The organism is Bradyrhizobium sp. 18BD (genome assembly GCF_054185225.1).
The window spans coordinates 75,538-99,215 of sequence record NZ_JAVAYL010000014.1 but is presented as its reverse complement, the minus strand read 5'-3'; the positions used below and the strand labels follow the sequence as shown (position 1 = coordinate 99,215).

Here is a 23,678-nt window from a genome sequence, read left to right as displayed (position 1 = left end):
CCGCGAAGCAATCCAGACTGCCTCCACTGCGGGGATTCTGGATTGCTTCGTCGCTTGCGCTCCTCGCAATGACGGCGCAGAGATAGCGCATGTCCAAAGTCACTCCCGCCACGCGCGCGCTCACGGCCGCCGGTGTTGCCTTCACGGTTCACACCTACGACTACGATCCTGACGCCGAGAGCATCGGCCTCCAGGCTGCCGCTGCGCTCGGCGAGGACCCCGGGCGCGTCCTCAAGACGCTGATGGCGCTGGTGGACGGCAAGCCGGTCTGCGTCGTCGTTCCGTCCGACCAGGAAGTCTCGATGAAGAAGCTTGCCGCAGCCGTAAGCGGCAAGTCCGCGCAGATGATGAAGCCGCCCGAGGCCGAGCGCCTCTCCGGCTACAAGGTCGGCGGCATCAGCCCGTTCGGGCAGCGCAAGCAGGTGGCTACCGTGATCGAGCAGAGCGCGCTCGCGCATGACCTCGTCTATCTCAACGGTGGCCAGCGCGGCTTGCAGGTGCGGCTCAAGCCCACGGATGTGCGAGACGTCACGAAAGCGGTCGCCGCGGACGTGCTGGCGTGAGCGGCTAAAGCGCGATGAGATTTGGATGAATCATCATCGCGCTTCAGGTTGTGGTTTGAGCATGATCTTTCCGGAAAACCGCTGCGCACTTTTCCGGATCATGCTCCTGCCTACTGCTTCTGCAGCAGCTTCAGCCGGCAGCGCAGCGCCTCGCGGATGTGCGCGCGTGCGAGTTGCTCGGCCTTGTCGCCGTCGCGCGCCGTGATGGCGTCGATGATGGCCTGGTGCTCGGTGTGGCTGGTCGAGGGACGGCCGGTGACGGTGAAAGTGGTCGGGCCCAGCAGCGCGATCCAGTCCTGCAATTCGCGGGAAGCATTGTCGAGATAGCGGTTGCGCGCGGCGCGGCAGACCGCTTCGTGGAAGGCGCGGTTGAGCTTCGCCATCTCGGCGGCGTCGGTCGCGGACGCCTCGACAAAGGCCTGCTCGATATCCCGGAGGGCGTCGACCTCCGGCGCCGAGGCATGCTCGGCGGCGAGGCGCGCGGCGGCGCCTTCCATGATCTCGCGCATGGCGTAGAGCTCGAGCACCTCGGAAATGTCGAGGTTGCGGACAATGAGCCCGCGCCCGCCGGCGGGCTCGACGAAGCCGCGCGCGGCGAGCCGGCCCAAGGCTTCGCGCACCGGCGTGCGGCTGACCTTCAGCCGCTGCGCCACTTCCTCCTCGCGGAGGCGATCGCCGGCGCGGTAACTGCCGGCCTGGAGCGCCTCGCAGAGCGAGCGGAATACGGCTTCGCCCAGCGCGACGCCGGCGCCGCGCGTGATCGATCCGCCTGCCTTTGCCGGGCGCCTTGCCATGTTCCCTCGGAACGCTAAGCGCATCCTGCCCATGCAGAGATGCCGCTTGCGCCAATACTGTATATCTTTGTATACAAAAGTACGCAACGGCGGTGCGGTTGACCGGGGCCGCCGGCGGGCAGAATGTCTCTAACTTCGTCGCATCGGGCAGACGGCATGAGCAGCAAATACGACGTGCTGGTGATCGGCGGCGGCAACGCAGCGCTGTGCGCGGCGATCTCGGCGCGCCGCGGCGGTGCCTCCGTCCTCGTGCTCGAAGGCGCGCCAAAATTCTATCGCGGCGGCAACACCCGCCACACCCGCAACATGCGCTGCGCCCATGATGCTGCCACCGAAATCCTGACCGGCCCCTACACCGAGGACGAGTTCTGGGAGGACCTGCTGCGCGTCACCGGCGGGCAGACCGACGAGGTGCTTGCGCGCCACATGATCCGCGAGTCCAAGGACATCCTGAACTGGATCGTGGAGCAGGGCGTGCGCTGGCAGCCCTCGCTCGGCGGCACGCTGAGCCTCGGCCGCACCAATTCCTTCTTCCTCGGCGGTGGCCGGGCGATGCTGAATGCGCTGTACCTGACCGCCGAACGCCTCGGCGTCGATGTCGAATACGACGCCGAAGTCACCGACCTCGTGATCGAGGATGGCATGTTTCTCGCCGCGCGGCTCAAGCGGCCGATCAGGGGCGAGACCGAGATCCGTGCGACCTCGCTGGTGGCCGCGGCCGGCGGGTTCGAGGCCAACATCGAATGGCTGAAGCAATATTGGGGCGAGGCCGCCGACAATTTCCTGATCCGCGGCACCCCCTATAATCGCGGCTCGATCCTGAAGATGCTGCTCGACAAGGGTGTGCAGGAGGTCGGCGATCCCACCCAGTGCCACGCAGTCGCGATCGACGCTCGCGCGCCGAAATTCGACGGCGGCATCATCACGCGCCACGACTCCGTCGTGTTCGGCATCGTCGTCAACAAGCACGCCCAGCGCTTCTACGACGAGGGCGAGGACATCTGGCCGAAGCGCTACGCGATCTGGGGTCGGCTGGTCGCTGCGCAGCCGGACCAGATCGCCTACATCATTTTCGATTCCACCGTGGTCACGAGCTTCATGCCGACGCTGTTCCCGCCGATTGCCGGGCAGACGATTGCCGAGCTTGCCGGCAAGCTCGAGCTCGATCCGGCGGCGCTGGAAAAGACCATCACCGAATTCAACGCGGCGGTGCGGCCAGGCACGTTTGATCATACGATCCTGGATGACTGCGTGACCGAAGGCATCACGCCGCCGAAGACGCACTGGGCGCGTAAAATCGAGACACCACCTTATCTTGCTTATCCGGTGCGGCCCGGCATCACCTTCACCTATCTCGGCACGCGCGTGAACAAGGAGGCGCGGATGCTGATGGCTGATGGCAAGCCCTCCGCCAACATGTTCGCGGCCGGCGAGATCATGGCCGGCAACGTGCTCGGCAAGGGCTATGCCGCCGGCATGGGCATGACCATCGGCAGTGTGTTCGGTCGGATCGCGGGACGGGAAGCGGCACGCAACGCCAAGAACTAGACAGAAGAAACGACAGAGCGAGGAATCATGTCACGTATTGCCATTGCTTCGATCGCGGCGCTGCTGATGCTTGGCGAGGCCCGCGCCGCCGAGCCGATCACTCTGCGTGACATGGGCTCGTTCCATGTCGGCGGACGTCTCGTCGAAATCTCCGGCAAGCCCGTGAAGGAGGTCGTGTTTTCGCCCGGCGGGGTGCCGGCCAAGGTCGATCCCAACGGCACCTATCAGGTCGAGCAGATGTACGTGCAGTACTTCCTGCCGGCGAACGAGAAGGGGGCCTATCCGCTGCTGATGTGGCATGGCGGTGGGTTGACCGGTGTCACCTATGAGACCACGCCCGACGGACGCGAAGGCTGGTTGAACTATTTCCTGCGCAAGGGATGGGCGGTCTACAACTCCGACGCGGTGGAACGCGGACGCGCTGGCTGGGCGCAATATCCCGACATCTTCAAGAGCGAGCCGGTCTTCCTCACCACGGCCAATCCGTTCGAGCGTTTCCGCATCGGCGACGGGCCGAACTCCTACGATCCCGATCCTGCCAAGCGAAAAGTGTTGCCGGGTAACCAGTTTCCGGTCGAGGGCTACGAGAATTTCGTCAAGCAGAACGTGCCGCGCTGGACCACGACTGACGATGCGACCATCGCCGCCTATATCGCCGAGATCGATCGCGTCGGCCCCTCGGTGATCCTGTTCCATAGCCAGGCCGGCAGCTTCGGCTTCAAGGTCGCGCAGGCCCGGCCTGACAAGGTCAAGGCGCTGATCGCGATCGAGCCGGCCGGCGTCGGCGATCTCGCCAAGGCGGATGTGCTGAAGAACATCCCGACTCTCATCATCTATGGCGACTATATCGAGCGCGACTCGCGCTGGCCCAAGATCCGCGCCAACGGCATCGCCTTTGCCGACGCCATCAAGGCCGCCGGCGGCAGCGTCGACATCGTCGACCTCCCGCAAGCCGGCATCAAAGGCAATTCGCATCTGGTGATGATGGACAAGAACAATCTCGAGGTCGCGAGCCTGATCCAGAAATGGCTCGAGGGGAAAGGCCTGACGAAGTAAAGCCATGCACGGAACAAGAATTTTGGACGAAGCCGACCGTCTGATGACGGTCTGCAATTCCTGCCGCTACTGCGAGGGTCTTTGCGCGGTCTTTCCGGCCATGGAGATGCGCCGCGCCTTCTCCGACGGCGATCTCAACTATCTCGCCAACCTCTGCCATTCCTGTGGCGCCTGCTACGTTGACTGCCAGTTCTCGCCGCCGCACGAGTTCAACGTCAACGTTCCGAAGACGTTGGCGGTGGCGCGCGCCGAATCCTACGCGGCCTATGCCTGGCCGCAGGCGTTGTCCGGCGCTTTCGCGCGCAATGGGCTCGTCATCAGTATCATCGCCGCGCTCAGCATGGCAGCCTTCATCCTCGGCTTCGCCGCGCTGAACGACCGCAGCGTGCTGTTCGGCGTGCACACCGGCCCCGGCGCCTTCTACAAGCTGATGCCACACAACGCGATGGCCGCCTTGTTCAGCGCCGCCTTCCTCTATGCCATCCTCGCGCTGGTCATGAGCGTGCGCGCGTTCTGGCGCGACATCGGTACGCCGATCGGTGGGTACGCCGACGGGGGCTCGATCTTCCAGGCGATCCGCGATGCCGGGGAGCTGCGTTATCTCCATGGCGGCGGCGTCGGCTGTTACAACGAGGACGATAAGCCGACCGACCGGCGCAAGCTTTTCCATCATTTGACGTTCTACGGCTTCCTGCTGTGCTTTGCCGCGACCTCTGTGGCCACGCTGTACCACTATCTGCTCGGCCGGGAGGCGCCGTATCCGGTGTGGGATCTGCCCGTGGTGCTTGGCACGCTCGGCGGCATCGGGCTCGTCGTTGGTCCGATTGGCCTGTTCCTCGCGAAAACGCGCCGCGATCCGGCGCTGCTCGACGAGAACCGCTACGGCATGGATGTCGGCTTCATCGCCATGCTGTTCCTGACCGGTTTCACCGGCATGCTGCTCCTGATCCTGCGCGAGACCGCCGCCATGGGACCGCTGCTGGCGCTGCATCTCGGCGCGGTGTTCGCACTGTTCATCACCATGCCCTACGGCAAGTTCGTGCACGGCATCTATCGTTTCGTAGCGCTGGTGCGTTACGCGCAGGAGCGGCGCAGCGAAGCCGGCTCTTGAGGGGTATGCAGGGCTGACGTATCTCTTGAGCCGTTCGCGTGATGCGCGAATCGCCTGGGGAGCCCGCGCTCATGTACATGTTTCTGCCTTTTCTGCTGGCGCTGGCAGGCTGCGCGTCAGTCTGGCGTTCGCGCGCGGGGCTGAGCTACGCGCTCTGGAGCGCAACGATCGTCGTTACTGTCGCATGGTTCTTCCACCACGCGACCGATCCGCTGAAATTCTCGTTCTGACGGGGACGAGATGAGCACGATGGATATGAGCGAGCAACGATCTGTCGGCGCGATCCTGAATGTGCTCGGGCTGCTCGGGATATCGCTCGTTCTGGCCGTCGCATTCTTCTATCAGCTTGCGCTCGGCGAGTTGCCATGTCCGCTCTGCCTGCTGCAGCGGGCCGGGTTCATCGCGATCGGGATGGGGTTCCTGCTCAACATGCGGTTCGGCGAGCGTCCGTCGCACTACGCGATGATCCTCATCGCGAGCCTCGTCACCGGCTTCATCTCGATGCGGCAGGTGTCGCTGCATCTCGCGCCTGGCGATCCCGGATATGGCTCGGCGCTGCTGGGGCTGCATTTCTACACCTGGGCGCTGATCGCGGCCCTCGGCATTGTCTGCTATGTCGCGCTGGTCTTCGTCCTGAAGGATGTGACCTGCGATCGCGATGGCGCCGTGCCGATGCGCGGGCCGGTATCGAGCGCGGTGTTCGCCATCTTCGCGTTGCTGGTGGCCGCAAACCTGCTGTCCACCGTGCTGGAATGCGGGGCAGGTCAGTGCGACGACAACCCGGTCCGCTATCTCCTGCTCAGGTGACCGGCGTAAAGTGGCCATTGTGCAGGAACGCGATGGTCTGCTCGATCGCAACAGAGTGGCGCGGCAGTCCGGTGTGAGACGCCTTGACGACGATGTGGTCGGCCATGTCGGCCAGCTTCGCACTCGCGACTGAAACCCTGCCGTCGTTTGGACGTGGCAGGACGAAAGCCGAGGCGATCGGCGCGATGGTGCGACACCCCGCGATAATGCCGACCGGATAATCGGGCGACGGCAGGTCGATAAGCACGGGGGCCGGGATGGTCGTCAGTTGCTGGCCAGCCGGTCCGAAAACCGCGCGGTAGACGGAGAGATCCTTCAGGAGATCGGCGACCTCGCTGCCGTTGTTGGGCGTGCCCAGCATCACCACGCGGCCGAGGCGCGCCGGCCGGTGTCTGGCAATGTAGACCCGCGCGAGCAGGCCGCCCATGGAATGGCCGACGAAGTGGAGCGTGCCACCGCATCGATCGGCAAAGGCGGCCACCGGCGCGTGGATGTCCTCCGCAAGCTGTTCGAGCGGCTTCTTGCGGCTGGCATAGTCGAGGTTGAGCGTCGCAAAGCCGTGGCGCTGCAGCGTTCGTTCGAGCTTCTTCAGCGTCCAGGAGCCGACCCCGATGCCGTGAAGCAAGACCACGCCGTCGCATCGGACATCCGATGCGACGGCGATGGGTTGGGTCTTACGCAACCTCGCGCTCCGGCGAGGACGCCTGCTCGCGGGCCATCGTCGTTGCCGTGACATAATCGGTCTTGCCGGTGCCGAGCAGCGGCACCTTGTCGAGCACCATGATCGTGGCCGGCACAGTCAGCTCGGATGCGCCGATCGTCTTGGCCTGGGCCTGCATCGCGCTGCGCTCGGCATTCTTCTCCGTCGTCAGCAGCACGATGCGCTCGCCCTTGCGCTGGTCGGGGATCGACACGGCGACCGAGGCGGCCTGCGGCCATAGCGTCGTCGCGATGCTCTCGACCGCCGACAGCGAAACCATTTCGCCCGCGATCTTGGCAAAGCGCTTGGCGCGGCCCTTGATGGTGATGAAGCCGGCGGCGTCGATCGCCACGATGTCGCCGGTGTCGTGCCAGCCCTCGGGGAGCACTTCGAGCACGCCGGGATTTTCGGCCCGCAAGTAGCCAAGCATCACGTTCGGCCCGCGCACCGAGAGACGTCCGCCCTCCTCGATGCCGGGGACCGGATCGAGGCGGCTTTCCATCAGCGGCGAGAGGCGGCCGACGGTGCCGGGGCGGTTGGCCATCGGCGTGTTCATCGCCAGCACCGGCGCCGTCTCGGTGACGCCATAGCCTTCGAGGATGCGGATGCCGTAACGCTCCATGAACACCTGGCGCGTCCGGTCCTTGACCGCTTCGGCGCCGGCGATCACCAGGCGCAGGGTGCGGAAGTCGTAGGCATGCGCCGAGCGTGCATAGCCGGAGAGGAACGTGTCGGTGCCGAACAGGATCGTGGCGCCGGTCTGGTAGATCAGCTCGGGCACGATGCGATAATGCAGTGGCGAGGGATACATGTAGATCGGAATGCCCGCGAGCATCGGCATCATCATTCCGCCCGTCAGGCCGAATGAGTGGAACACCGGCAGCACGTTGAACACCTTGTCATTGGCGTTGGCATCGACCCGTGCCAGCGCCTGCGCCGCATTGGCGAGGATGTTGCGGTGGGACAGCACCACGCCCTTGGGCGTGCCTTCCGAGCCGGACGTGAATAGCACCACGGCGGGATCGTTGGCCTGGCGGACGACGCGCGGCGCGGTGCCTGCGAGCAGGCCCTTGATCTTGTCGACTGTTCCGATCGAGGCGCGGACGTCCTCGAGATAGACGACGCGGGCCTCGGCGGAGATCGCGGCCATCAGCTTGTCGAGCTTGCCCTTCTCGATGAAGGCCTTCGACGTCAGCACGGTCTTGACCTGCGCGGCCTTCATGGCGGCGAGGACGTTGACCGGGCCGGCGGAGAAGTTGAGCATCGCCGGGACGCGGCCGATGCTCTGCAGCGCCATGAAGACGATGGCGACGCCCGCGGAGTTCGGCAACAGCACGCCGACATTCTCGCCCGCCATCGTGCCGGTCTCGAGCTTGCGGCTCAAAACCTGCGCGCCGAGGATCAGCTTGCGATAGGTCAGCTTGGTGCCGAGCGCGTCCTCGATGATGACCTTGCCGGTGTCGCGGTCGCGATAGGCGTGGCCGAGCGCCTCGAACAGCGTGTGATCGAGCATGGCGTTCTTGACCATTGCGTCGATCATGACGTCCTGGAGCGCGGCGCCGGCGGCGTTGCGGCGCGCCTTGCCCTTCAGCGCCGGATCGACCGGCAGCTTGACCGGCGGCAGGATCGTGACCGTCACCCGCGGGAACCAGGAGCGCTTGATCTGGCTGCTGTTGAGGTAGCTGAGATGCGAGCGCTGCGCGCCTTCGATGCGGACCGGCACGACAACGGCGTCGGCCTTGTCGGCGATCATCGCGGTGCCGTCATAGACCTTCATCAGCGAGCCGGAGACGGTGATGCGTCCTTCCGGGAAGATCACGACCGGCTCGCCGGCGGCGACCAGCTTGATCAGGTCGCGTGCGGCGAGCGGCTTGGTCGGGTCCATGGTGTAGTGCTTGACGACGCGCAGGAACGGCTTGGCCCACCAGGCTTTGGAGATGCCGGTGTCGACCGCGAAGCTGGCGTCGATCGGCAGCACGGCGTGCAGCAGCGGGCCGTCGATCAGGCTGACATGGTTCGGCGCGATCAGCATGCGCGTGCCCGGAGGCGGCAGGTTTTCGAGGCCGCGGACCTCGGTGCGGAACAGCGCGCGGAATAGCAGGCCGCCGAAATCGCGGACGCCCTCCTTGCCCCACTTGGTCAGCACGAACCAGACCGCGCCGAAGCTGGCGACGCCGAGGCCGAAGAAGATCCAGCCGACATGCAACCCGCCCGCCTGCAGCAGCGCGACGAACAGCGAGCCGACCACCATGAAGGCGGCCTGCAGCACGTTGCCGGCGGCGATGATGCGGGCGCGCTCGTTCGGCGCCGACCAGGCCTGCACCGCGGCGAAGGAGGGGACGACGAACAGGCCGCCGCCGAACGCGAAGGCGACGAAGTCGGCCATCATGCGCAGACCAGCGAACGAGGTCGCGAAGTCGGCCGCAGTGATGTCCTGCCCCTTGCTGGTCACGGCGATGGCCCAGGCGAGATCGAGGCCGGCGCAGCCCATGATGATGGCGCCGATCGGCACCAGCGCGAGGTTCGGGCGAACGTGGCTGAGGCTGGCGGCGAACAGCGAGCCGATGGCGATGCCGATCGCGAAGATCGCAAGGCACAGCGTCACCACGCCTTCGGTGCCGCCGACGACATCCTTAATCAGCGCCGGGAGCAGCGACAACACGATCGCGCCGACCAGCCAGAACCAGGAGACGATCACGGTGCCGTCCCACAGCCGGTGATCGGCATGCAGCGTCTTCAGCAGGCTGACCGTCGAGGTCCAGGGATTGGCATCGACGGGCAGATCGGGCGCGGACGGCGTCGTTTGCGGAATGCGGGAGGCGAAGGCCCAGGAGAGCAGGGCCAGCACGACGACCGCCGATGCGACCCAGCCCATATGCGCGGAGCCAGCCACGAACTGGCCGCCGGCGACGGTGCCGAGCAGGATGGCCATGAAGGTCGCGCCTTCAACCAGCGCATTGCCGGTTGCGAGCTCGCCGAGCTCGAGCTGGTCCGGCAGCATGGAGTATTTCACCGGGCCGAACAGGGCGGCGATGATGCCGAACAATGCGAGCGCCGCGAACAGCAGCGGCACGGAGTGCATGAAGAAGCCGGCAGCCGCAAACGCGGCGGCAAAGATCTCGGCGAATTTGAGCCGCCGTGCGACGACGGATTTGACGTATTTGTCGGCGAGCTGGCCGCCGAGCCCGGACAGGATGAAATAGGGGAAGATGAAGACGGCGCCGGCCACCGTCACCAGCGCATCGCCGTGACCAGTCGCTGCACTGTAAAGCAGGATGATGACGAGTGCGTTCTTGAGCACGTTGTCATTGAGCGCCGAGAAGAACTGCGCCCAGAACAGCGGCGCAAAGCGGCGTGACGACATCAATTCCCTGATCATAACTAGTCCTGTTTTGGAAAAGCAGAATGAGGTGTTTGCACGGCAAGTGAACGTCACGACCGGAAGGATGTGGATGAACGATGGCAAGGTGACGACAATCGCCGCCTGCTCAGTCCCCTCGGTCCCTCTGATCCTGTTGGTCTCCAACTGGTCTCGTTAGGTTCGCAAATATCTGGCCGCGACCGCAGTTCGGGCGGAACAGTCGCGCTTGTCGGGGTATCGCGTGGGGCGATGAGGAAAAGCTGAACCGCATCGCCAAGGATTTCGGGAACGGCTGCCAATGTCGGGACATGGTAAGTCCTTCCTTGCAACCGGATATTGCATTCGAGCCGACCGGAACGTACCGGCTGCGGCCCGCCTCAGGTGAGATGGGCGAGGTGGCGAAAGGGCGAGAGGCGGCGGAGCAGGCTGAACCGGCGGCCCTCGTGACGCGCGCGGGAGCGGCTCGCCCGCCACATCCGGAAGGTCGCGCGGCGCTCGGCGAGCACGCCGGCAATGTCGCAGGCATTGGCGATACGATCGATCGGGGCCATGGCGAACCGCAGCAGGGAGCGGCCAAGGCCGGTCGCCATGGCGGTGGCGTCGTCGACGAAAGTGGTGGCGATATCAACAGCGAGGGTTTGCATTTTGGTCGTCTCCGGGTTAATTTGAACAATGTTCACGTGAGTAGCTTGAAAATGAACAATGTTCAAGAAGAATCACTGCGGGACCAGAAAAAAAATCGACGCCGGCTCCAGATCCTGGAGATCGCCCGCGGCATTATTGCCACTAAGGGATTGAGATCGTTGAAGGTTCGGGACGTTGCGGAGGCCGCGGGCTGCTCGGTCGGCAGCGTCTATAACGAGTTCGGCGACTTCGACGGGGTGATCCTGACGGTCAATCGGGAGACGGTGCAGGCGCTGACGGTGCGGCTGCGCGGGGTTCCGGCCGAGGATCCGGTGCGCCAGCTCTACGGGCTGGCCGAGACCTATCTCGATTTCTTCGCCGAGCACGCCAATCTGCTGCGGTCGCTATTCGAACACCGGATGGAGGACGACCGTCCCTATCCCGACGACATCCTGCAGATGGTGATGGATGCCTTCGCGCTGATGCATCCACCTTTGGTGCGGGTGCTACCGGATGCGGACGACGTGAAGATCGCGCTGCTGTCGCGCACGCTGTTCTCGGCGGTCCATGGGATCATCTCGCTCGGCCTCGAGGAGCGCATGATCGCGGTGCCGCCGCAGATGCTGCGTCAGCAGGTCGAGCAGTTTCTCGACGCGCATCTCGCCGGTCTTGGAATTTTGCCGGCCCGCGCGTGAGCTTGATGAGGCGCTGTCGCTACCAGCCCTGCGCGGCGGCGATTTCGCGCCGCCGGCCGGCGACGAGGACGACGTCCGCTCCCGCGGTGTCGACCTGCACCCGATTGCGGCCCTTTTCCTTGGCGCGATAGCAGGCGGCGTCCGCCCGCCGCATCGCGTCTTCGAGGGTGGTGTTGCGGTCGGCGATGCAGGTGACGCCGATGCTGGCGGTCACCGCGAAGAGCCGATCATCCCAGGCAAAGCTGAACAGCTCGAGCGATCGCCGCAGCCGCTCGGCGATGTCGACGGCGCTCGCGGGCGCGCACTGCGGCAGGATCAGTCCGAACTCGTCGCCGCCGAGCCGGGCCACCAGATCATGCGGTCGCCGGTCCTGTTGCAGCAGGCTGGAGACCTGGCAAAGCAGGCGGTCGCCGGCAAGATGGCCGCAACTGTCGTTGACGTTCTTGAACTGGTCGAGGTCGAGCAGGATCAGGCCCAGCGAACCTGTCGCATTATCGTCCAGCTCGCTTTGCAGCCGTGCCTCGAAAGCGCGGCGGTTGGCAAGGCCGGTCAGCCAGTCGTGCGATGCCTGCCAGGCAAGACGCTCCTTCTCGTCATGCAAGGCGTTCTCGAACGCCTGCCGTTGCAGCACCAGTCGCCGCGTGTGCCAGATCAGGAGCAGGATCAGCGTCGCAGCGGTCGCGATGTTGATGCAGGTCAGCGTGACCTTGATGGCGCGGGAGCCCTCGCCGAGGACCGTGGAGAAGCGGTTGGCATGCACCGTGAACTGGGCATTGAGCTCCGAAAGCCGCGATGACAGGACTTGGAGGCGGCCGCTGTCCTGAACAGGGCTCTTCTCCAGCTCGGAGCGGATCACCTCGCCGAATACGCTCAGCTCCAGCAGCATGGGATCGGTGGCAGCCCATTCGTGGATTGCTTCCTGCAGGAAGCTGACGCGGTTGAAATAGCGAAACAGCCAGATCAATCCCGGAACATCGTCGGGATGATTGCCGCCTTGCAGGAAGCCGATGCGGGCGGCCTCGACGTCGACCGGATCACCTTCGAGCGCCCAGCGTGCGAACTCGTCGCCGATGGGAACGGCGAGCGAGGCCTGGTATTGCGCGAACTGACTCTTGTCGCCCGAATGCAGATAGAGATTGAGGAAATAGACCGCGTTCTTCTGCGAGCGCGACCATAGCGCCTCGCCCGCGACATAGGCGCGGACCGACGTCATCACCTCGAGGCTGAAGCCCGCGATCGCGGCCTGAAGCACGACGACCATGACGAACGGCGAGACGAGCTTGATGACGTGAAGGAAGCTGCGTTCCCTCATCGAAGACGCTGTTCTGCGAAACAACTCTGCATTCCCCAAATCGATCAACGACCCACCGGAGCGTTGCGCCTGCAACGCCAAGTAGAGGAGAAGGTTGCTTAACTCGACCTGAAAGATGCGGGGACTGCATCGCAGGATGAAGGCGTTGTGAAACGGATATACGCAGATCGTTGCAAATGCCATCGAGCCGGAACCGGCGCGGCATCGCCGCGCCGATGCCGCGAATCCGGTCTTATCGATTTACTCGATTGAGAGAATTCGGAGGGTTAGACCAGCACCGGCTTGCGCACGCGGCCGGCGTCGCCGAACACGCGCAAATAACGCTCGATCTCCGAGGGCAGGCCTGTGGCCTTCTCCGGATTGTCGGAGAGCTTGACTGCGGGGTGGCCGTCCACCGACGACACCTTGCAGACCAGCGAGATCGGATCGAGGTTGAACGAGCCGTCGGGCGTGCAGCCGACGAAGTCGTTGGTGAGGTTGGTGCCCCAGCCGAAGGAGAGCCGCACCCGGCCTGAGAAGTGGTGATAGGTCTCCTCGATCGAACCGACGTCCATCGCGTCGGAGAACACAAGCAGCTTGTCGCTGGGATTGCGGCCCTTCTTCTTCCACCAGGCGACGATCTCCTCGCCGGCCTGGATCGGCGGCGCGCTGTCGGGGCGGAAGCCGGTCCAGTCGGCGACCCATTCCGGCGCATCGCGCAGGAAGGCTTTTGTGCCGAAAGCGTCAGGCAGCGCGATCAGGAGGTTGCCGCCATAGGTCTGGCGCCACTGGTCGAGAATGCGATAGGGCGCCCAGCGCAATTCCTCGTCGTCCTTGGCGAGCGCGGCGGCGACCATCGGCAGCTCATGTGCGTTGGTGCCGATGGCTTCGAGGTCGTTGTCCATCGCGAGCAGCACGTTGGAGGTGCCGATGAAGGACGAGCCCAGCCCTTCCTTCACGGCCTCGACGCACCAGCGCTGCCAGAGGAAGCCGTGGCGGCGACGAGTGCCGAAATCGGAGAGCCGCAAATTCTCCAGCTTGCGCAGCCGCTCGACCTTGGTCCACAGCTTGGCCTTGGCGCGGGCATAGAGCACGTCGAGCTCGAAGCGGCCGCGGCCCTTCATCGCCGCGCGCGAACGCAGCTCGTTGAGGATGGCGAGCGCCGGGATTTCCCACATCGTGGTGTGGGTCCACGGCCCGTGGAAGTGCAGCTCGTACTGGCCCTCGACCTTGCGCAGCTCGTATTCGGGCAGCCGGAATTCGGCCAGCCAGCGGATGAAATCCGCCGAGAACATGTGGGTCTTGCCGTAGAAGGTGTTACCGGCCAGCCAGATCAGCTCTTTCTTGCTGAAGCGGATGGTACGGGCGTGGTCGAGCTGGGCGCGCAGCTCGCCCTCGTCGATGATCTCGGCGAGCCGCACATGGCGCGAGCGGTTGATGACCGAGAAGGTCACTTGCTGATCCGGGTAATCTTCCCGAATCATCTGCAACATCAATAGCTTGTAGAAGTCGGTATCAAGCAGGCTGCGGATGATGGGGTCCAGCCGCCAGCTGTGATTGTAGGTCCGGCTCGCAATATCGGTCACTGTCATGGGCGAATTCTAGCGTGGCCGCCCTCGCGCAACCAGTGGGTTTGGCGAGGGGCTGGCCACCGCTTGGGCCGACCGGCGGGGCGAGGAACGCGGGGCGCGGCTCTGGCAGGCTGAGCCTTTGCGCGTCCGCCCCGTGATTTCAGCATTGCAAAAGTCTTTTTGGTTGTCTTCACCTCGTCCCACCAGCGGCGGGACCGTGGCGCGGAATTGCGGACCTCGCATCAATCATACGGTTGAACTCGGTTGGTCATCGTATTCGGTGACGTATTTCCGGACTGCGGTGTGGCCGATCGGACGCAGTCGATGTTCAGCCGCCCGCAGCCGTCGCCGCGACAACCTCGAGCTGATTCCTGATCCAGCGATGCGCCGGGTCTTTCTGGTAGCGCTGGTGCCAGACCATGAACATCGGAAGCTCGGCCAGCGTCCGCGTGCGCGAGGCGAGTGGAATCCGCACATGTGCGAATCCTCCCATCACGCCGGAGGCCAGCAGGCTCGGCATGCTCGCGAGCATCTGCGAGCCGAGCAGGAACGACGGCACCCCGGAGAAGCTCGGCACCGAGATCGCGATATCGCGGTGAAATCCGTTCGCCGCCAGCCTGCGGTCGAAGTCGAGCCGCTCGTTGTCGGTGTAGACGACCGTGATGTGACGCGCGGCAAGATAGGCGGCGCGGCCGGATGGTGCGGCGCGCGCCTTGGCGTCGTAGTAGCAGACGTAATGATCCTGCAGCAGGCGTTTCTGCACGATATCGACACCGGACGGCGGCAGCGGCGTGACCAGGAGATCGCAGCGGTTCTCGCGCAGCATCGCGGGCGAGGGCGATTGCGAGGGGATCACCCGCAGGTTCAGGCCCTTCACCTGTCCGGCGACATGGCCGAAGAAGCGCGGCAGCAGCAGGTCGCGCTGGAAGTCGTTGGCGGCGATCGTCAACGAGAGCTGGGCCTGCGCTGGCACGAAGCTGACGCCGCCGGCAAAGCTGCGCATCTCGTCGATCAGCGCGCGCGCCTTCGCTGCGAGGGCCTGGGCATGCGCGGTGGCGACGATGCCGCGGCCGGACTTCGCGAACAGCGGATCGCCGGCGATGCGCCGCAGCTTGTTGAGGCCGTGGCTCACGGCCGACTGCGTCAGGCCGAGCCGCGTTGCCGCCGCCGTCACCGAGCCTTCCTCCAGCACGGCGAGGAACAGTTCGAGGGCATGGCCGTCGAGGGCCAAATGATCGATTTTCTTCATGCAATATATTATAATCAATCTATTTATCTGTGGAATAGCCCGGCCCATGATCTCCCCGATAAGCGCGCGCCCCGACCCGGGCGCCCCAGGGAGAGACACGATGAATGCCCAGGCGCCAGTCCTGCAGGATCCCCGCCTCAATCGCCCCGAGCCGTTGATGCCGCCGCTCGGCGACGGTGGCTTCTTCCAGCGCGACCGCTCCATCCATCCGCCGGCGCATGCGCCCGGTTACAAATCCTCGGTGCTGCGCTCGCCGCGGCAGGCGCTGCTGTCGCTGGAGAACTCTGTCTCCGAAATCACGGGTCCGGTGTTCGGCCACAACGATCTCGGTCCGCTCGATAACGATCTGATCCGCAACTACGCCAGGGATGGCGACCCCGTCGGCGAGCGCATCATCGTCCATGGCCGCGTGCTGGACGAGACTGGCCGCGGCGTGCCGAACACGCTGGTCGAGTTCTGGCAGGCCAATGCCGGCGGCCGCTACCGGCACAAGAAGGATACGTATCTGGCGCCGATCGATCCGAATTTCGGCGGCTGCGGTCGCGCGCTGACCGACGACACCGGCTACTACTATTTCCGCACCGTGAAGCCGGGCCCCTATCCCTGGCGCAACTATGTCAACAGCTGGCGCCCCGCCCATATCCACTTCTCGGTATTCGGCTCGGGTTTTGCGCAGCGCCTGATCACGCAGATGTATTTCGAGGGGGATCCGCTGATCCCGGTCTGCCCGATCCTGACCACGATCCCGGACAAGGACGCGCTCGACCGTCTCGTTGCGCCGCTCGATCTCAATGCCTCGACACCGTTCGACTCGCTCGCCTACCGCTTCGACATCGTGCTGCGCGGCCGGCGTTCGACCTATTTTGAAAATCGCACCGCGGGGAACTGAGTCCATGCCGCAGCCGCTCAACTATCTCAAGGAAACCGCCTCGCAGACCGCCGGGCCCTACGTCCATATCGGCCTGATCCCGGCCATGGCGGGCTTCGACATCTTCGAGAAGAATTTCTCAAACGTGCTGGTGACGCCGAACACGCAGGGCGAACGCATCACGCTGGAGGGCAGGGTGCTCGACGGCAGCGGTTCGCCGCTGCGTGATGTGTTGCTCGAGATCTGGCAGGCCAACGCGAGCGGCCGTTACAACCACCCGTCCGATCGCTCGGCCGGCGCGCTGGACGAGGAGTTTCGCGGCTGGGGCCGCGGGGGCTCGGATTTCGACAGCGGCCTCGTCACCTTCGAGACCATCAAGCCCGGCGCCATCACCGACAAGACCGGCCGCAAATGCGCGCCGCACGTCAATGTCTGGATCGTCGCGCGCGGCATCAACATCGGTCTCAACACGCGGCTTTATTTCTCCGATGAGGAGGCCGCCAACGCTGCCGATCCCGTGCTCAACCTGGTCGAGCCGGCGGTGCGCCGCAAGACGCTGATCGCCACGCGCAGCGAGCGCGCCGGCAAGGTCGTGTATTCCTTCACGATCAATCTGCAGGGGCCCGAGGAGACCGTGTTCTTCGATGTCTGAGGGGCCGGCGGCCGTCCCGCAGGGATCACTCCACGCGGTCGTCGCGATGGATCGTTCCGCGCGCGAGGAATTGCGGTAACTGACGCATCTCGCGCGATACCGGCCGCTCGACCGGATCGCGCCCCACTTTTGGTTTCAGTTCTGCCAAGTCAATGAATATGTCCGCTTGTCGGCGTAAATCGTCGGCGACCATGGGGGGCTGAGTAGAGAGCGTCGAGACAACCGTCACGCGGACACCGCGGCGTTGCAGGGCTTGCACCAGCGAACGAAAGTCCCCGTCGCCCGAGAACAACACGATCTGATTGACGTGCTCGGCAAGCTCCATCGCACTCACCGCGAGGTCGACATCCATGCTGCCCCTCACCTTGCGGCGGCCGGTGGTGGCGTCGACGTACTCCTTGGCGAACTTGGTGACGACGGTGTAGCCGTTATAGTCGAGCCAGTCGATCAACGGGCGGATCGACGAATACTCCTGATCCTCGATGACGGTGGTGTAGTAGAAGGCCCGCAACAGCGCGCCTCGGCTTTGAAATTCGCCGAGCAGACGCCTGTAGTCGATGTCGAAGCCGAGCGCCTTGGAGGTGGCATAGAGGTTGGAGCCATCGATAAAGAGTGCGATCTTCTGGAGTGAAGACATTTTGCACAGATCTCCAGTCCTGCGCGAAAGTTCCCGGTCCAGCCGCCAGGCGCGGCGTGTCGGCCGGACAACATTGAAGCGCCGATGGCTTGCTGAAAAAGCAGCGCAGACGACCGGACAGGGGTGGCCGTCTTGCGCCAAGGTTAGGGAGGTTCCATGCCACCAGCGCCGGGGCGCCGAATGCAGACACGCTAAGGCACGCGCATTCCCCGCTCAATTGTACGGAGGTAAGCGGCTCCTATCCAAAGGATGGGACGCCATATACGAAGGTAAGTGGTCGCTCAAGCGGCCGGTTCGTCGCTCGATGAATGGGGGCCGGTTGATCCGGCCCCCATCCGTTACTCCACGATCGCAGTCACGATACCCGCACCGACGGTGCGGTTGCCTTCACGGATCGCGAAGCGCGACCGCTCTTCGAGCGCGATCGCCTTGTTGAGCTCGATCGTGAGCTCGGCGCTGTCGCCCGGCATCACCATTTCGACGCCGTCGTCGAGCTGGACGGTGCCGGTGACGTCGGCCGTGCGGAAGTAGAACTGCGGACGGTAGTTCTTGAAGAAGGGGGTATGCCGCCCGCCTTCGTCCTTCGTCAGCACGTAAACTTCCGCCCGGAACGCCCGGTGCGGCTTCGCAGCACCCGGCCGCGACAGCACCTGGCCACGCTGCACCGCCTCCCTGTCGATTCCGCGCAGCAGGCAGCCGACATTGTCGCCGGCCTGCCCCTGCTCGAGGATCTTCCGGTAGGTCTCGATGCCCGTCACCACCGACTTGCGCGTCTCGCCGAGGCCGACGATCTCGACCTCGTCGCCGAGCTTGACGGTGCCGCGCTCGATCAGCCCGGTCACGACAGTGCCGCGGCCGGAGATCGACTGGACGCCCTCGATCGGCATCAGGAACGGACGGTCCTTTGGCCGCTCGGGCACCTCGATGAAATGATCGAGCGCCTCGAACAGCTTCAGGATCGCCTGGTCCGCGAACGGACCGGTCTCGCCGCGCAGCGCCTGGATGGCCGAGCCGCGAATGACCGGAGCGTTGTCCCCGTCGTAAGCATACTTCGACAGGAGATCGCGCACCTCGATCTCGACGAGATCGACCAGCTCCGGATCGTCCGCGACATCGCATTTGTTCAGGAACACCACGATGCGCGGCACACCGACCTGTCGCGCCAGCAGGATATGCTCGCGCGTCTGCGGCATCGGGCCGTCCACGGCGGAGACGACCAGGATCGCGCCGTCCATCTGCGCCGCGCCCGTGATCATGTTCTTCACATAATCGGCGTGGCCGGGACAGTCGACATGCGAGTAATGCCGCGCCGCGGTCGAAAATTCGACGTGGCTCGTCGCGATCGTCAGGATCTTGGAATCGTCACGCGTACCTTGCGCAGCCGATGCCTTGGCGACGTCCTGATAGGAGACGAACGCGCCCCAGCCGTAATCGGCCGAGACCTTCGTCAGCGCCGCCGTCAGCGTCGTCTTGCCGTGGTCCACATGGCCGATCGTGCCCACGTTGCAGTTGGGCTTGAGGCGAGTGAACTTCTCTTTGGACATAGGACACCTGTGGTGCTCGAGCTCCCGTGCTGGATTTGCACGACTCGGGGCACCGCGAGAGCTCGTTCGGCACCCGGAGCCGTATCCGCTCCGGGCCGCTTCGATTGTCAGGTGTGACGCTCGTTCAGGCGCAAAGCAGATCCACGGCGGGCGAGGGCATTAGCCCTCCCGTCATCATCAGCACTGATGCTTGCTGTGACTGCCGCATTGTCGGTTGCCTGATTACAAAGTGAGGCGCGTACATAAGGGCTGCGGGCGCCTTATGCAAGGGAAAACCTTAGGTGGCGCTATTTGCCGCCATGCAGCCGCGCGCGAAAGTCGCGCGGCGACAGGCCCGTGGCCGCGGCATAGACGCGGCTGAAATAGGCGGGATCCTCGAAGCCGAGGGCGTAGGCGATCGTCGAGACCGGCAGATTGGTGTAGACGAGATTGCGCCGCGCCTCGCGGATCAGGCGGTTGAGGATCAGGTGCGAGGCGGTGTCGCCGGTCGCTGCCCGCGTCACCCGATTGAGATGGGTCGGCGTGATCGACAGCGTCTTGGCATAGTCCGCAACGCTCCAGCGTTCCAGATGATGCTGCTCCAGCAGCGCCTCGAAGCGGCGGAACAGTCCGCTCTCCGCCGTGCCGTTGCCGCCGCTCTCGGCGGTGAGCGCGCGTGCCACCAGCCCGATCGTGGCCGACGACAGCGCGCGCAGCACATGGGCGCGGCCGAACTCACGCGCGGCGTGCTCGGCAAAGATCTGCTTCATGGTGGTGCGGATCTGCGGCGTGCCGCGCACCACGGCCGATCGCGACAGGGCTCCGCGCAGGCCTTCGGCGGCGAGCAGCGCCTCGTCCAGGATCTCGGCGGCGATGGTCAGCACCCAGCCTTGCGTGTCGGGCTCGAAGCGGAAGCCGTGGACGTGGCCGACCGGCACGTTGACGATCTGCATCGGTTTGAGCGGCACCACGCGCCCCTCGAGCGTCGCCTCGCCGCCGCCGCGCTCGATCAGCAGCACCTGATGAAGCCGGGCATGGCGATGCACGGCCAGGGTCCAGTCGTGCAGCACCGAGCGGGACGCGATCGTCTCGCAATGCACGACGTCGGGCAGATCGCCGGACTCGCCGAACAGATTGTAGACCCGGATCGCCGGGGCGGACGCCGCGCTTCTCATGTTCGAATAGTACAAGACAAAGGCGAAAGCCTCCATCGGTTCGCAGGGCTGAATCTGCAAAAAAGTGCCGACGGGAGGACGCAAAAATGAAGGTTCAGGTCTGCATCATCGGCGGTGGGCCATCGGGATTGCTGTTGTCCCAGCTCTTGCACCTGAAGGGCATCGACACGGTCGTGCTGGAGAAATACAGCCGCGACCACGTGCTGGCCCGCATCCGCGCCGGCGTGCTGGAGCACGGCTTTGCAAAGCTGATGCGCGAGGCGCAGTGCGGCGAGCGGATGGACCGGGAGGGCGAGATCCACGGCGGGTTCGAGATCGCCCATGACGGCAGGCTCTCCCACATCGACCTGCACAGGCATTCCGGCGGCAATTCGGTGCTGGTCTATGGCCAGACCGAGCTGACGCGCGATCTCTATGAGGCGCGCGACCGGCTAGGCGGCAAGGTCTTCCACAATGCCGAGGCCGTGACGCCGCACGATCTGACGTCGGACCAGCCCTACGTGACCTACCGGTCGAACGAAGAGATCGTCCGCATCGATTGCGATTACATCGTCGGCGCCGACGGCTTTCACGGCGTCAGCCGCAGGTCGATCCCGAAGGACGTGCTGCGCGAATACGAGAAGGTCTATCCGTTCGGTTGGTTAGGGGTGCTGTCGCGCACCAAGCCGGTGTCGCCCGAGCTCATCTATGTGAAGCACGAGCGCGGCTTTGCGCTGTGTTCGCTGCGCTCGCAGGTGTTGAGCCGCTACTACATCCAGGTGCCGCTGACCGACAAGGTCGAGGACTGGAGCGACGATGCGTTCTGGGCCGAGCTGAAGCACCGTTTGCCGGACGAGGTCGCCGGCCGCCTGATCACGGGTCCGTCGATCGAGAAGAGCATCGCACCGCTGCGCAGCTTCGTCGCCGAGCCGATGAGCTACGGCCGCCTGTTCCTCGCCGGCGATGCCGCCCACATCGTGCCGCCGACCGGCGCGCGCGGGCTGAACAGCGCCGCGTCCGACATCTATTATCTCTACCACGCCATGCTCGCACACTATCAGCGCGGCGACGATTCCGGCCTTGCGGGCTATTCCGCCAAGGCCTTGGCGCGGATCTGGAAGGCGCAGCGCTTTTCGTGGTGGATGACGATGCTGCTGCATCGCTTCCCCGACCGGTTCGATTATGAGGATCGGCTCCAGCAGACGGAGCTGGACTATCTGCTCTCATCCGAGACGGCGCAGCGGCTGCTCGCGGAGAATTATGTCGGGCTGCCGTTCTAGCGGCCGCCTCGCTTGAGGAGCGTAAGAGAGCTACTTCCCTTCCAGCGTATTGACCGGTGTCCAGTCCGAAGGCGGTGGATTTACGCTGAGGACCTCCGCGCGCCTGGCGAACAGCGCCGACGCAGGATCGGTCTCTGCCGTCCGTCCGAATGCGTCAGCTGCCTGCGCAAATTCCCGCGCGCGCCAATGGGCGAGCCCCTCCGCATACGCCGCGGCCGTCTTCGCCTTCGCGGCGCTCTCCGCGTTCTTCTCCGCCAGCGGCTCGAACACCTTGATCGCCTCGCCGCGCCCCATCACCCTGATCGCGTCGAGCTCGCGCCAGGCGAAAACGTCGTCGCTCTGCGCCATGGTCGTTTCCGAGGCCATGATCGCGGTGCCGTAATATTTGTTGGCGCCCTCCAGCCGCGAGGCGACGTTCACGGTGTCGCTCATCACGGTGTAGTTGAAGCGGCGACGGGAGCCGATATTGCCGACCACGGCTTCGCCGCTGTTGAGGCCGATGCGATGCGACAGGCCGTGGCCGGCGAAGGCGGGATTATGAGCGTTGAGCTCCGCCAGCTTCTCGTGGCACTTCAGCGCGGCATGCACGGCGTTGCGCGCGTGCGCGGGATCGTCGGCGGGCGCACCGAACATCGCGACGATGGAATCGCCGATATACTTGTCGACATAGCCGCCATGGCCTTCAATGATGTCGGTCATGGCCGAGAGATACTCATTCATCAGCGTCACCAGCTCGCCCGGCGTCATCGTCTCCGCGATCGAGGAGAAGCCGCTGAGGTCGGAGAAGAACATGGTCACGTTGCGCATCTCGCCGCCGAGCGCGGGCATCTTGCCCGAGGCGACCATGCTGTTGATCACTTCCGGTGCGAGATAGAAGGCAAAGCTCTTGCGCAGGAACCGTTCGTCGCGATCGGCCAGCACGAAGCGATAGCCGATCATCATCGCGAGTGCCGAAAGGCTCGCAAGCGCAGGCTCGGTCAGCGGCAGCGCCACGGCATGGACGAAAGCGCCGGTGGCGACGGCGGTGTAAACGGCGGTGAGGCCGAGCCAGGCGATCAGCGCGCCGCCAGGCGCGAGCATGCAGGCCGCGCAGGCGATGACCGCTGCGAAGAGGATGGTGAGAATGGTCCTTAAGGGGAAACCGAGCTCGGTGACGGCGTCGCGCTCGATCAGGTTGCGGACCACGGCGGCGTGCACGAAGACGCCGGCGACGTCGCTGCGGACCTTCGCTGCGGCGCTTGCGGGCGCGGGCAGGGCGCACCGCGCGGCCGGCGCTCCGTCATATCCGCCCGCAAGGCGCATCGAAGTGAGCTTGCGATCCTCGAAATTGAGGATGGTACCGAGCAGGACGACCTTGCCGTCGAAGGAGCGGCGGAAGAAGTCACGGTCACCCTTCTCGACGCAAGCGCGCAGATCGGCGAAGGAATAGGCCGGAACGTCGCGGCCCATCCCGCGAAAGTTCAGCGTCACCGTATTCGGCACTGCGCTCGGAAGCGCATAGCCGGACAATTCGGCCGCACCTGACGGCGCAATTTCGACCTTCGCGCCGAGCGCACGCGCGGCGAGCTCGACAGCCATCGCGGGCACCGGCTTGCCGTCGATGGAGAAGGTGAGCGGCATTCGCCGGATGACATCGTCCGCGTCGGTGTGGACGTTGAGTGCGCGGATGTTGCTCCGCACGGCCAGTTGCTGCGCGCGGTAGGGCGGCTCCGGATGGTCGTTGCTCAGGATCTCGCCGAGCACCAGCTTGCCGTTGTCGGAGATCTGCCGCAGCGCGATCAGATAGTCCCGGTCGAATCCTCTCATGCGCGCGCCGATCGGCGCATCGCCGAAGGGAATTTCCGACTGCTCGATCGAGTTCTTGAAGATGACGTCGAAGCCGATCACCTTGGCGCCGCCCTCGGTGATGCTGCCGAGCACCCGGCCGATCTCGCGCGTCCAGGTTTGCGTCGGCGATCCCCTAAAGGGCGGCGTCTCGTAGGTCTCCCCGTCGATCGCGACGACCACGACCGGCGATGTCGCTGGATCGCGGCGGTCGGGAGCGATCCTGCCGCGCAGTGCGGTTAGGATGTCGAGCGACAGGCCTTGCAGCGTCTGGAGCGGAAGCGACGTGAAGACCGCGCCCGCGAGGAGCGCAATCAGGATCGCCGCAACGATGTCCCGCCCACCGATCCGCCGCATCGCCCCGTCGCTG

The 23,678-nt window shown here is 64.9% G+C and carries 20 protein-coding genes; 10 read left to right on the top strand and 10 right to left on the bottom strand.

Features of this window, described 5'->3' with window-relative positions; all coding sequences use genetic code 11:
* The first annotated feature begins 89 nt into the window (after positions 1 to 89).
* Positions 90 to 563, top strand: a complete 474-nt coding sequence (gene ybaK / locus RAD16_RS24590) for a Cys-tRNA(Pro) deacylase (RefSeq protein WP_458160430.1) — start codon at positions 90 to 92, stop codon at positions 561 to 563.
* A 110-nt stretch (positions 564 to 673) separates the two neighbouring features.
* Here the strand turns inward: ybaK and RAD16_RS24585 are convergent, their stop codons facing one another.
* On the bottom strand, positions 674 to 1,357 hold the full coding sequence (locus RAD16_RS24585; RefSeq protein WP_458160429.1) for a GntR family transcriptional regulator: 684 nt from the start codon (positions 1,355 to 1,357) through the stop codon (positions 674 to 676).
* 156 nt (positions 1,358 to 1,513) lie between these two features.
* On the opposite strand from RAD16_RS24585, the gene tcuA reads away from it, so the two are divergent.
* From tcuA to RAD16_RS24560, 5 genes are all read left to right on the top strand, one after another.
* The gene (gene tcuA, locus RAD16_RS24580) at positions 1,514 to 2,905 is read left to right on the top strand and encodes an FAD-dependent tricarballylate dehydrogenase TcuA (RefSeq protein WP_458160428.1); all 1,392 of its coding nucleotides are present in this window, start codon (positions 1,514 to 1,516) and stop codon (positions 2,903 to 2,905) included.
* 27 nt (positions 2,906 to 2,932) lie between these two features.
* Positions 2,933 to 3,961 (top strand): esterase, encoded by a 1,029-nt coding sequence (locus tag RAD16_RS24575; protein WP_458160427.1) that lies wholly within the window; start codon positions 2,933 to 2,935, stop codon positions 3,959 to 3,961.
* Between the two features lie 4 nt (positions 3,962 to 3,965).
* Positions 3,966 to 5,072, top strand: coding sequence for a tricarballylate utilization 4Fe-4S protein TcuB (tcuB, locus tag RAD16_RS24570; protein ID WP_458160426.1), 1,107 nt, complete (start codon positions 3,966 to 3,968; stop codon positions 5,070 to 5,072).
* Positions 5,073 to 5,143: 71 nt separating this feature from the next.
* The gene (locus RAD16_RS24565; protein WP_014497560.1) at positions 5,144 to 5,302 is read left to right on the top strand and encodes a DUF5993 family protein; all 159 of its coding nucleotides are present in this window, start codon (positions 5,144 to 5,146) and stop codon (positions 5,300 to 5,302) included.
* Between the two features lie 10 nt (positions 5,303 to 5,312).
* A complete protein-coding gene (locus tag RAD16_RS24560) occupies positions 5,313 to 5,879 on the top strand; it encodes a disulfide bond formation protein B (RefSeq protein WP_458160425.1) in 567 nt (188 codons plus the stop codon).
* On the opposite strand, the gene RAD16_RS24555 is transcribed toward RAD16_RS24560, so the two are convergent.
* Together RAD16_RS24555 and RAD16_RS24550 are read right to left on the bottom strand one after the other, a co-directional pair.
* Complete coding sequence (locus RAD16_RS24555) at positions 5,872 to 6,561, bottom strand: esterase/lipase family protein (RefSeq protein WP_458160424.1); 690 nt, start codon at positions 6,559 to 6,561, stop codon at positions 5,872 to 5,874. The genes RAD16_RS24560 and RAD16_RS24555 overlap by 8 nt on opposite strands.
* The gene (locus RAD16_RS24550) at positions 6,554 to 9,958 is read right to left on the bottom strand and encodes an acyl-[ACP]--phospholipid O-acyltransferase (RefSeq protein ID WP_458160423.1); all 3,405 of its coding nucleotides are present in this window, start codon (positions 9,956 to 9,958) and stop codon (positions 6,554 to 6,556) included. The genes RAD16_RS24555 and RAD16_RS24550 overlap by 8 nt, the downstream gene beginning before the upstream one ends.
* Before the next feature lie 677 nt (positions 9,959 to 10,635).
* Here RAD16_RS24550 and RAD16_RS24545 point away from each other — a divergent pair.
* Positions 10,636 to 11,259, top strand: a complete 624-nt coding sequence (locus RAD16_RS24545) for a TetR/AcrR family transcriptional regulator (protein WP_458160555.1) — start codon at positions 10,636 to 10,638, stop codon at positions 11,257 to 11,259.
* Positions 11,260 to 11,278: 19 nt separating this feature from the next.
* Here RAD16_RS24545 and RAD16_RS24540 read toward each other — a convergent pair whose 3' ends face one another.
* The 3 genes from RAD16_RS24540 to RAD16_RS24530 all read right to left on the bottom strand — a co-directional run bounded on the left by RAD16_RS24540 (position 11,279) and on the right by RAD16_RS24530 (position 15,370).
* Entirely contained in the window at positions 11,279 to 12,595 is a 1,317-nt protein-coding gene (locus RAD16_RS24540; protein ID WP_458160422.1) for a GGDEF domain-containing protein, read from the bottom strand.
* Positions 12,596 to 12,837: 242 nt separating this feature from the next.
* Complete coding sequence (pncB, locus tag RAD16_RS24535; RefSeq protein ID WP_458160421.1) at positions 12,838 to 14,142, bottom strand: nicotinate phosphoribosyltransferase; 1,305 nt, start codon at positions 14,140 to 14,142, stop codon at positions 12,838 to 12,840.
* 307 nt (positions 14,143 to 14,449) lie between these two features.
* Positions 14,450 to 15,370, bottom strand: coding sequence for a LysR family transcriptional regulator (locus RAD16_RS24530; protein WP_458160420.1), 921 nt, complete (start codon positions 15,368 to 15,370; stop codon positions 14,450 to 14,452).
* 100 nt (positions 15,371 to 15,470) lie between these two features.
* Here RAD16_RS24530 and pcaH point away from each other — a divergent pair, with 100 nt between their 5' ends.
* Positions 15,471 to 16,259 (top strand): protocatechuate 3,4-dioxygenase subunit beta, encoded by a 789-nt coding sequence (gene pcaH / locus RAD16_RS24525; protein WP_458160419.1) that lies wholly within the window; start codon positions 15,471 to 15,473, stop codon positions 16,257 to 16,259.
* 4 nt (positions 16,260 to 16,263) lie between these two features.
* Entirely contained in the window at positions 16,264 to 16,890 is a 627-nt protein-coding gene (gene pcaG / locus RAD16_RS24520; RefSeq protein WP_458160418.1) for a protocatechuate 3,4-dioxygenase subunit alpha, read from the top strand.
* 25 nt (positions 16,891 to 16,915) lie between these two features.
* Here pcaG and RAD16_RS24515 read toward each other — a convergent pair whose 3' ends face one another.
* The 3 genes from RAD16_RS24515 to RAD16_RS24505 all read right to left on the bottom strand — a co-directional run bounded on the left by RAD16_RS24515 (position 16,916) and on the right by RAD16_RS24505 (position 20,261).
* Positions 16,916 to 17,527 (bottom strand): LabA-like NYN domain-containing protein, encoded by a 612-nt coding sequence (locus RAD16_RS24515; protein ID WP_458160417.1) that lies wholly within the window; start codon positions 17,525 to 17,527, stop codon positions 16,916 to 16,918.
* Positions 17,528 to 17,865: 338 nt separating this feature from the next.
* Entirely contained in the window at positions 17,866 to 19,071 is a 1,206-nt protein-coding gene (gene tuf / locus RAD16_RS24510; RefSeq protein ID WP_458160416.1) for an elongation factor Tu, read from the bottom strand.
* Between the two features lie 287 nt (positions 19,072 to 19,358).
* Positions 19,359 to 20,261 carry a helix-turn-helix domain-containing protein gene (locus tag RAD16_RS24505; protein ID WP_458160415.1) on the bottom strand — a complete coding sequence of 301 codons (903 nt, stop codon included), beginning with the start codon at positions 20,259 to 20,261 and terminating at the stop codon, positions 19,359 to 19,361.
* Between the two features lie 50 nt (positions 20,262 to 20,311).
* Here RAD16_RS24505 and pobA point away from each other — a divergent pair, with 50 nt between their 5' ends.
* A complete protein-coding gene (pobA, locus tag RAD16_RS24500) occupies positions 20,312 to 21,484 on the top strand; it encodes a 4-hydroxybenzoate 3-monooxygenase (RefSeq protein ID WP_458160414.1) in 1,173 nt (390 codons plus the stop codon).
* A 30-nt stretch (positions 21,485 to 21,514) separates the two neighbouring features.
* Here the strand turns inward: pobA and RAD16_RS24495 are convergent, their stop codons facing one another.
* Positions 21,515 to 23,665: a CHASE2 domain-containing protein gene (locus RAD16_RS24495; protein ID WP_458160413.1), complete on the bottom strand. Its 2,151-nt coding sequence runs from the start codon at positions 23,663 to 23,665 to the stop codon at positions 21,515 to 21,517.
* Positions 23,666 to 23,678: the final 13 nt, after the last annotated feature.

Bases quoted from the DNA above. Each gene is read 5' to 3' on its own strand.
- RAD16_RS24515 (WP_458160417.1), bottom strand. From the start codon at position 17,527: ATGTCTTCACTCCAGAAGATCGCACTCTTTATCGATGGCTCCAACCTC.
- RAD16_RS24550 (WP_458160423.1), bottom strand. From the start codon at position 9,958: ATGATCAGGGAATTGATGTCGTCACGCCGCTTTGCGCCGCTGTTCTGG.
- RAD16_RS24565 (WP_014497560.1), top strand. From the start codon at position 5,144: ATGTACATGTTTCTGCCTTTTCTGCTGGCGCTGGCAGGCTGCGCGTCA.
- RAD16_RS24495 (WP_458160413.1), bottom strand. From the start codon at position 23,665: ATGCGGCGGATCGGTGGGCGGGACATCGTTGCGGCGATCCTGATTGCG.
- RAD16_RS24585 (WP_458160429.1), bottom strand. From the start codon at position 1,357: ATGGCAAGGCGCCCGGCAAAGGCAGGCGGATCGATCACGCGCGGCGCC.
- RAD16_RS24530 (WP_458160420.1), bottom strand. From the start codon at position 15,370: ATGAAGAAAATCGATCATTTGGCCCTCGACGGCCATGCCCTCGAACTG.
- tcuA (WP_458160428.1), top strand. From the start codon at position 1,514: ATGAGCAGCAAATACGACGTGCTGGTGATCGGCGGCGGCAACGCAGCG.
- RAD16_RS24505 (WP_458160415.1), bottom strand. From the start codon at position 20,261: ATGGAGGCTTTCGCCTTTGTCTTGTACTATTCGAACATGAGAAGCGCG.
- ybaK (WP_458160430.1), top strand. From the start codon at position 90: ATGTCCAAAGTCACTCCCGCCACGCGCGCGCTCACGGCCGCCGGTGTT.
- pcaG (WP_458160418.1), top strand. From the start codon at position 16,264: ATGCCGCAGCCGCTCAACTATCTCAAGGAAACCGCCTCGCAGACCGCC.
- pncB (WP_458160421.1), bottom strand. From the start codon at position 14,142: ATGACAGTGACCGATATTGCGAGCCGGACCTACAATCACAGCTGGCGG.
- RAD16_RS24545 (WP_458160555.1), top strand. From the start codon at position 10,636: ATGAACAATGTTCAAGAAGAATCACTGCGGGACCAGAAAAAAAATCGA.
- RAD16_RS24575 (WP_458160427.1), top strand. From the start codon at position 2,933: ATGTCACGTATTGCCATTGCTTCGATCGCGGCGCTGCTGATGCTTGGC.
- pobA (WP_458160414.1), top strand. From the start codon at position 20,312: ATGAAGGTTCAGGTCTGCATCATCGGCGGTGGGCCATCGGGATTGCTG.
- tuf (WP_458160416.1), bottom strand. From the start codon at position 19,071: ATGTCCAAAGAGAAGTTCACTCGCCTCAAGCCCAACTGCAACGTGGGC.
- tcuB (WP_458160426.1), top strand. From the start codon at position 3,966: ATGCACGGAACAAGAATTTTGGACGAAGCCGACCGTCTGATGACGGTC.
- RAD16_RS24560 (WP_458160425.1), top strand. From the start codon at position 5,313: ATGAGCACGATGGATATGAGCGAGCAACGATCTGTCGGCGCGATCCTG.
- pcaH (WP_458160419.1), top strand. From the start codon at position 15,471: ATGAATGCCCAGGCGCCAGTCCTGCAGGATCCCCGCCTCAATCGCCCC.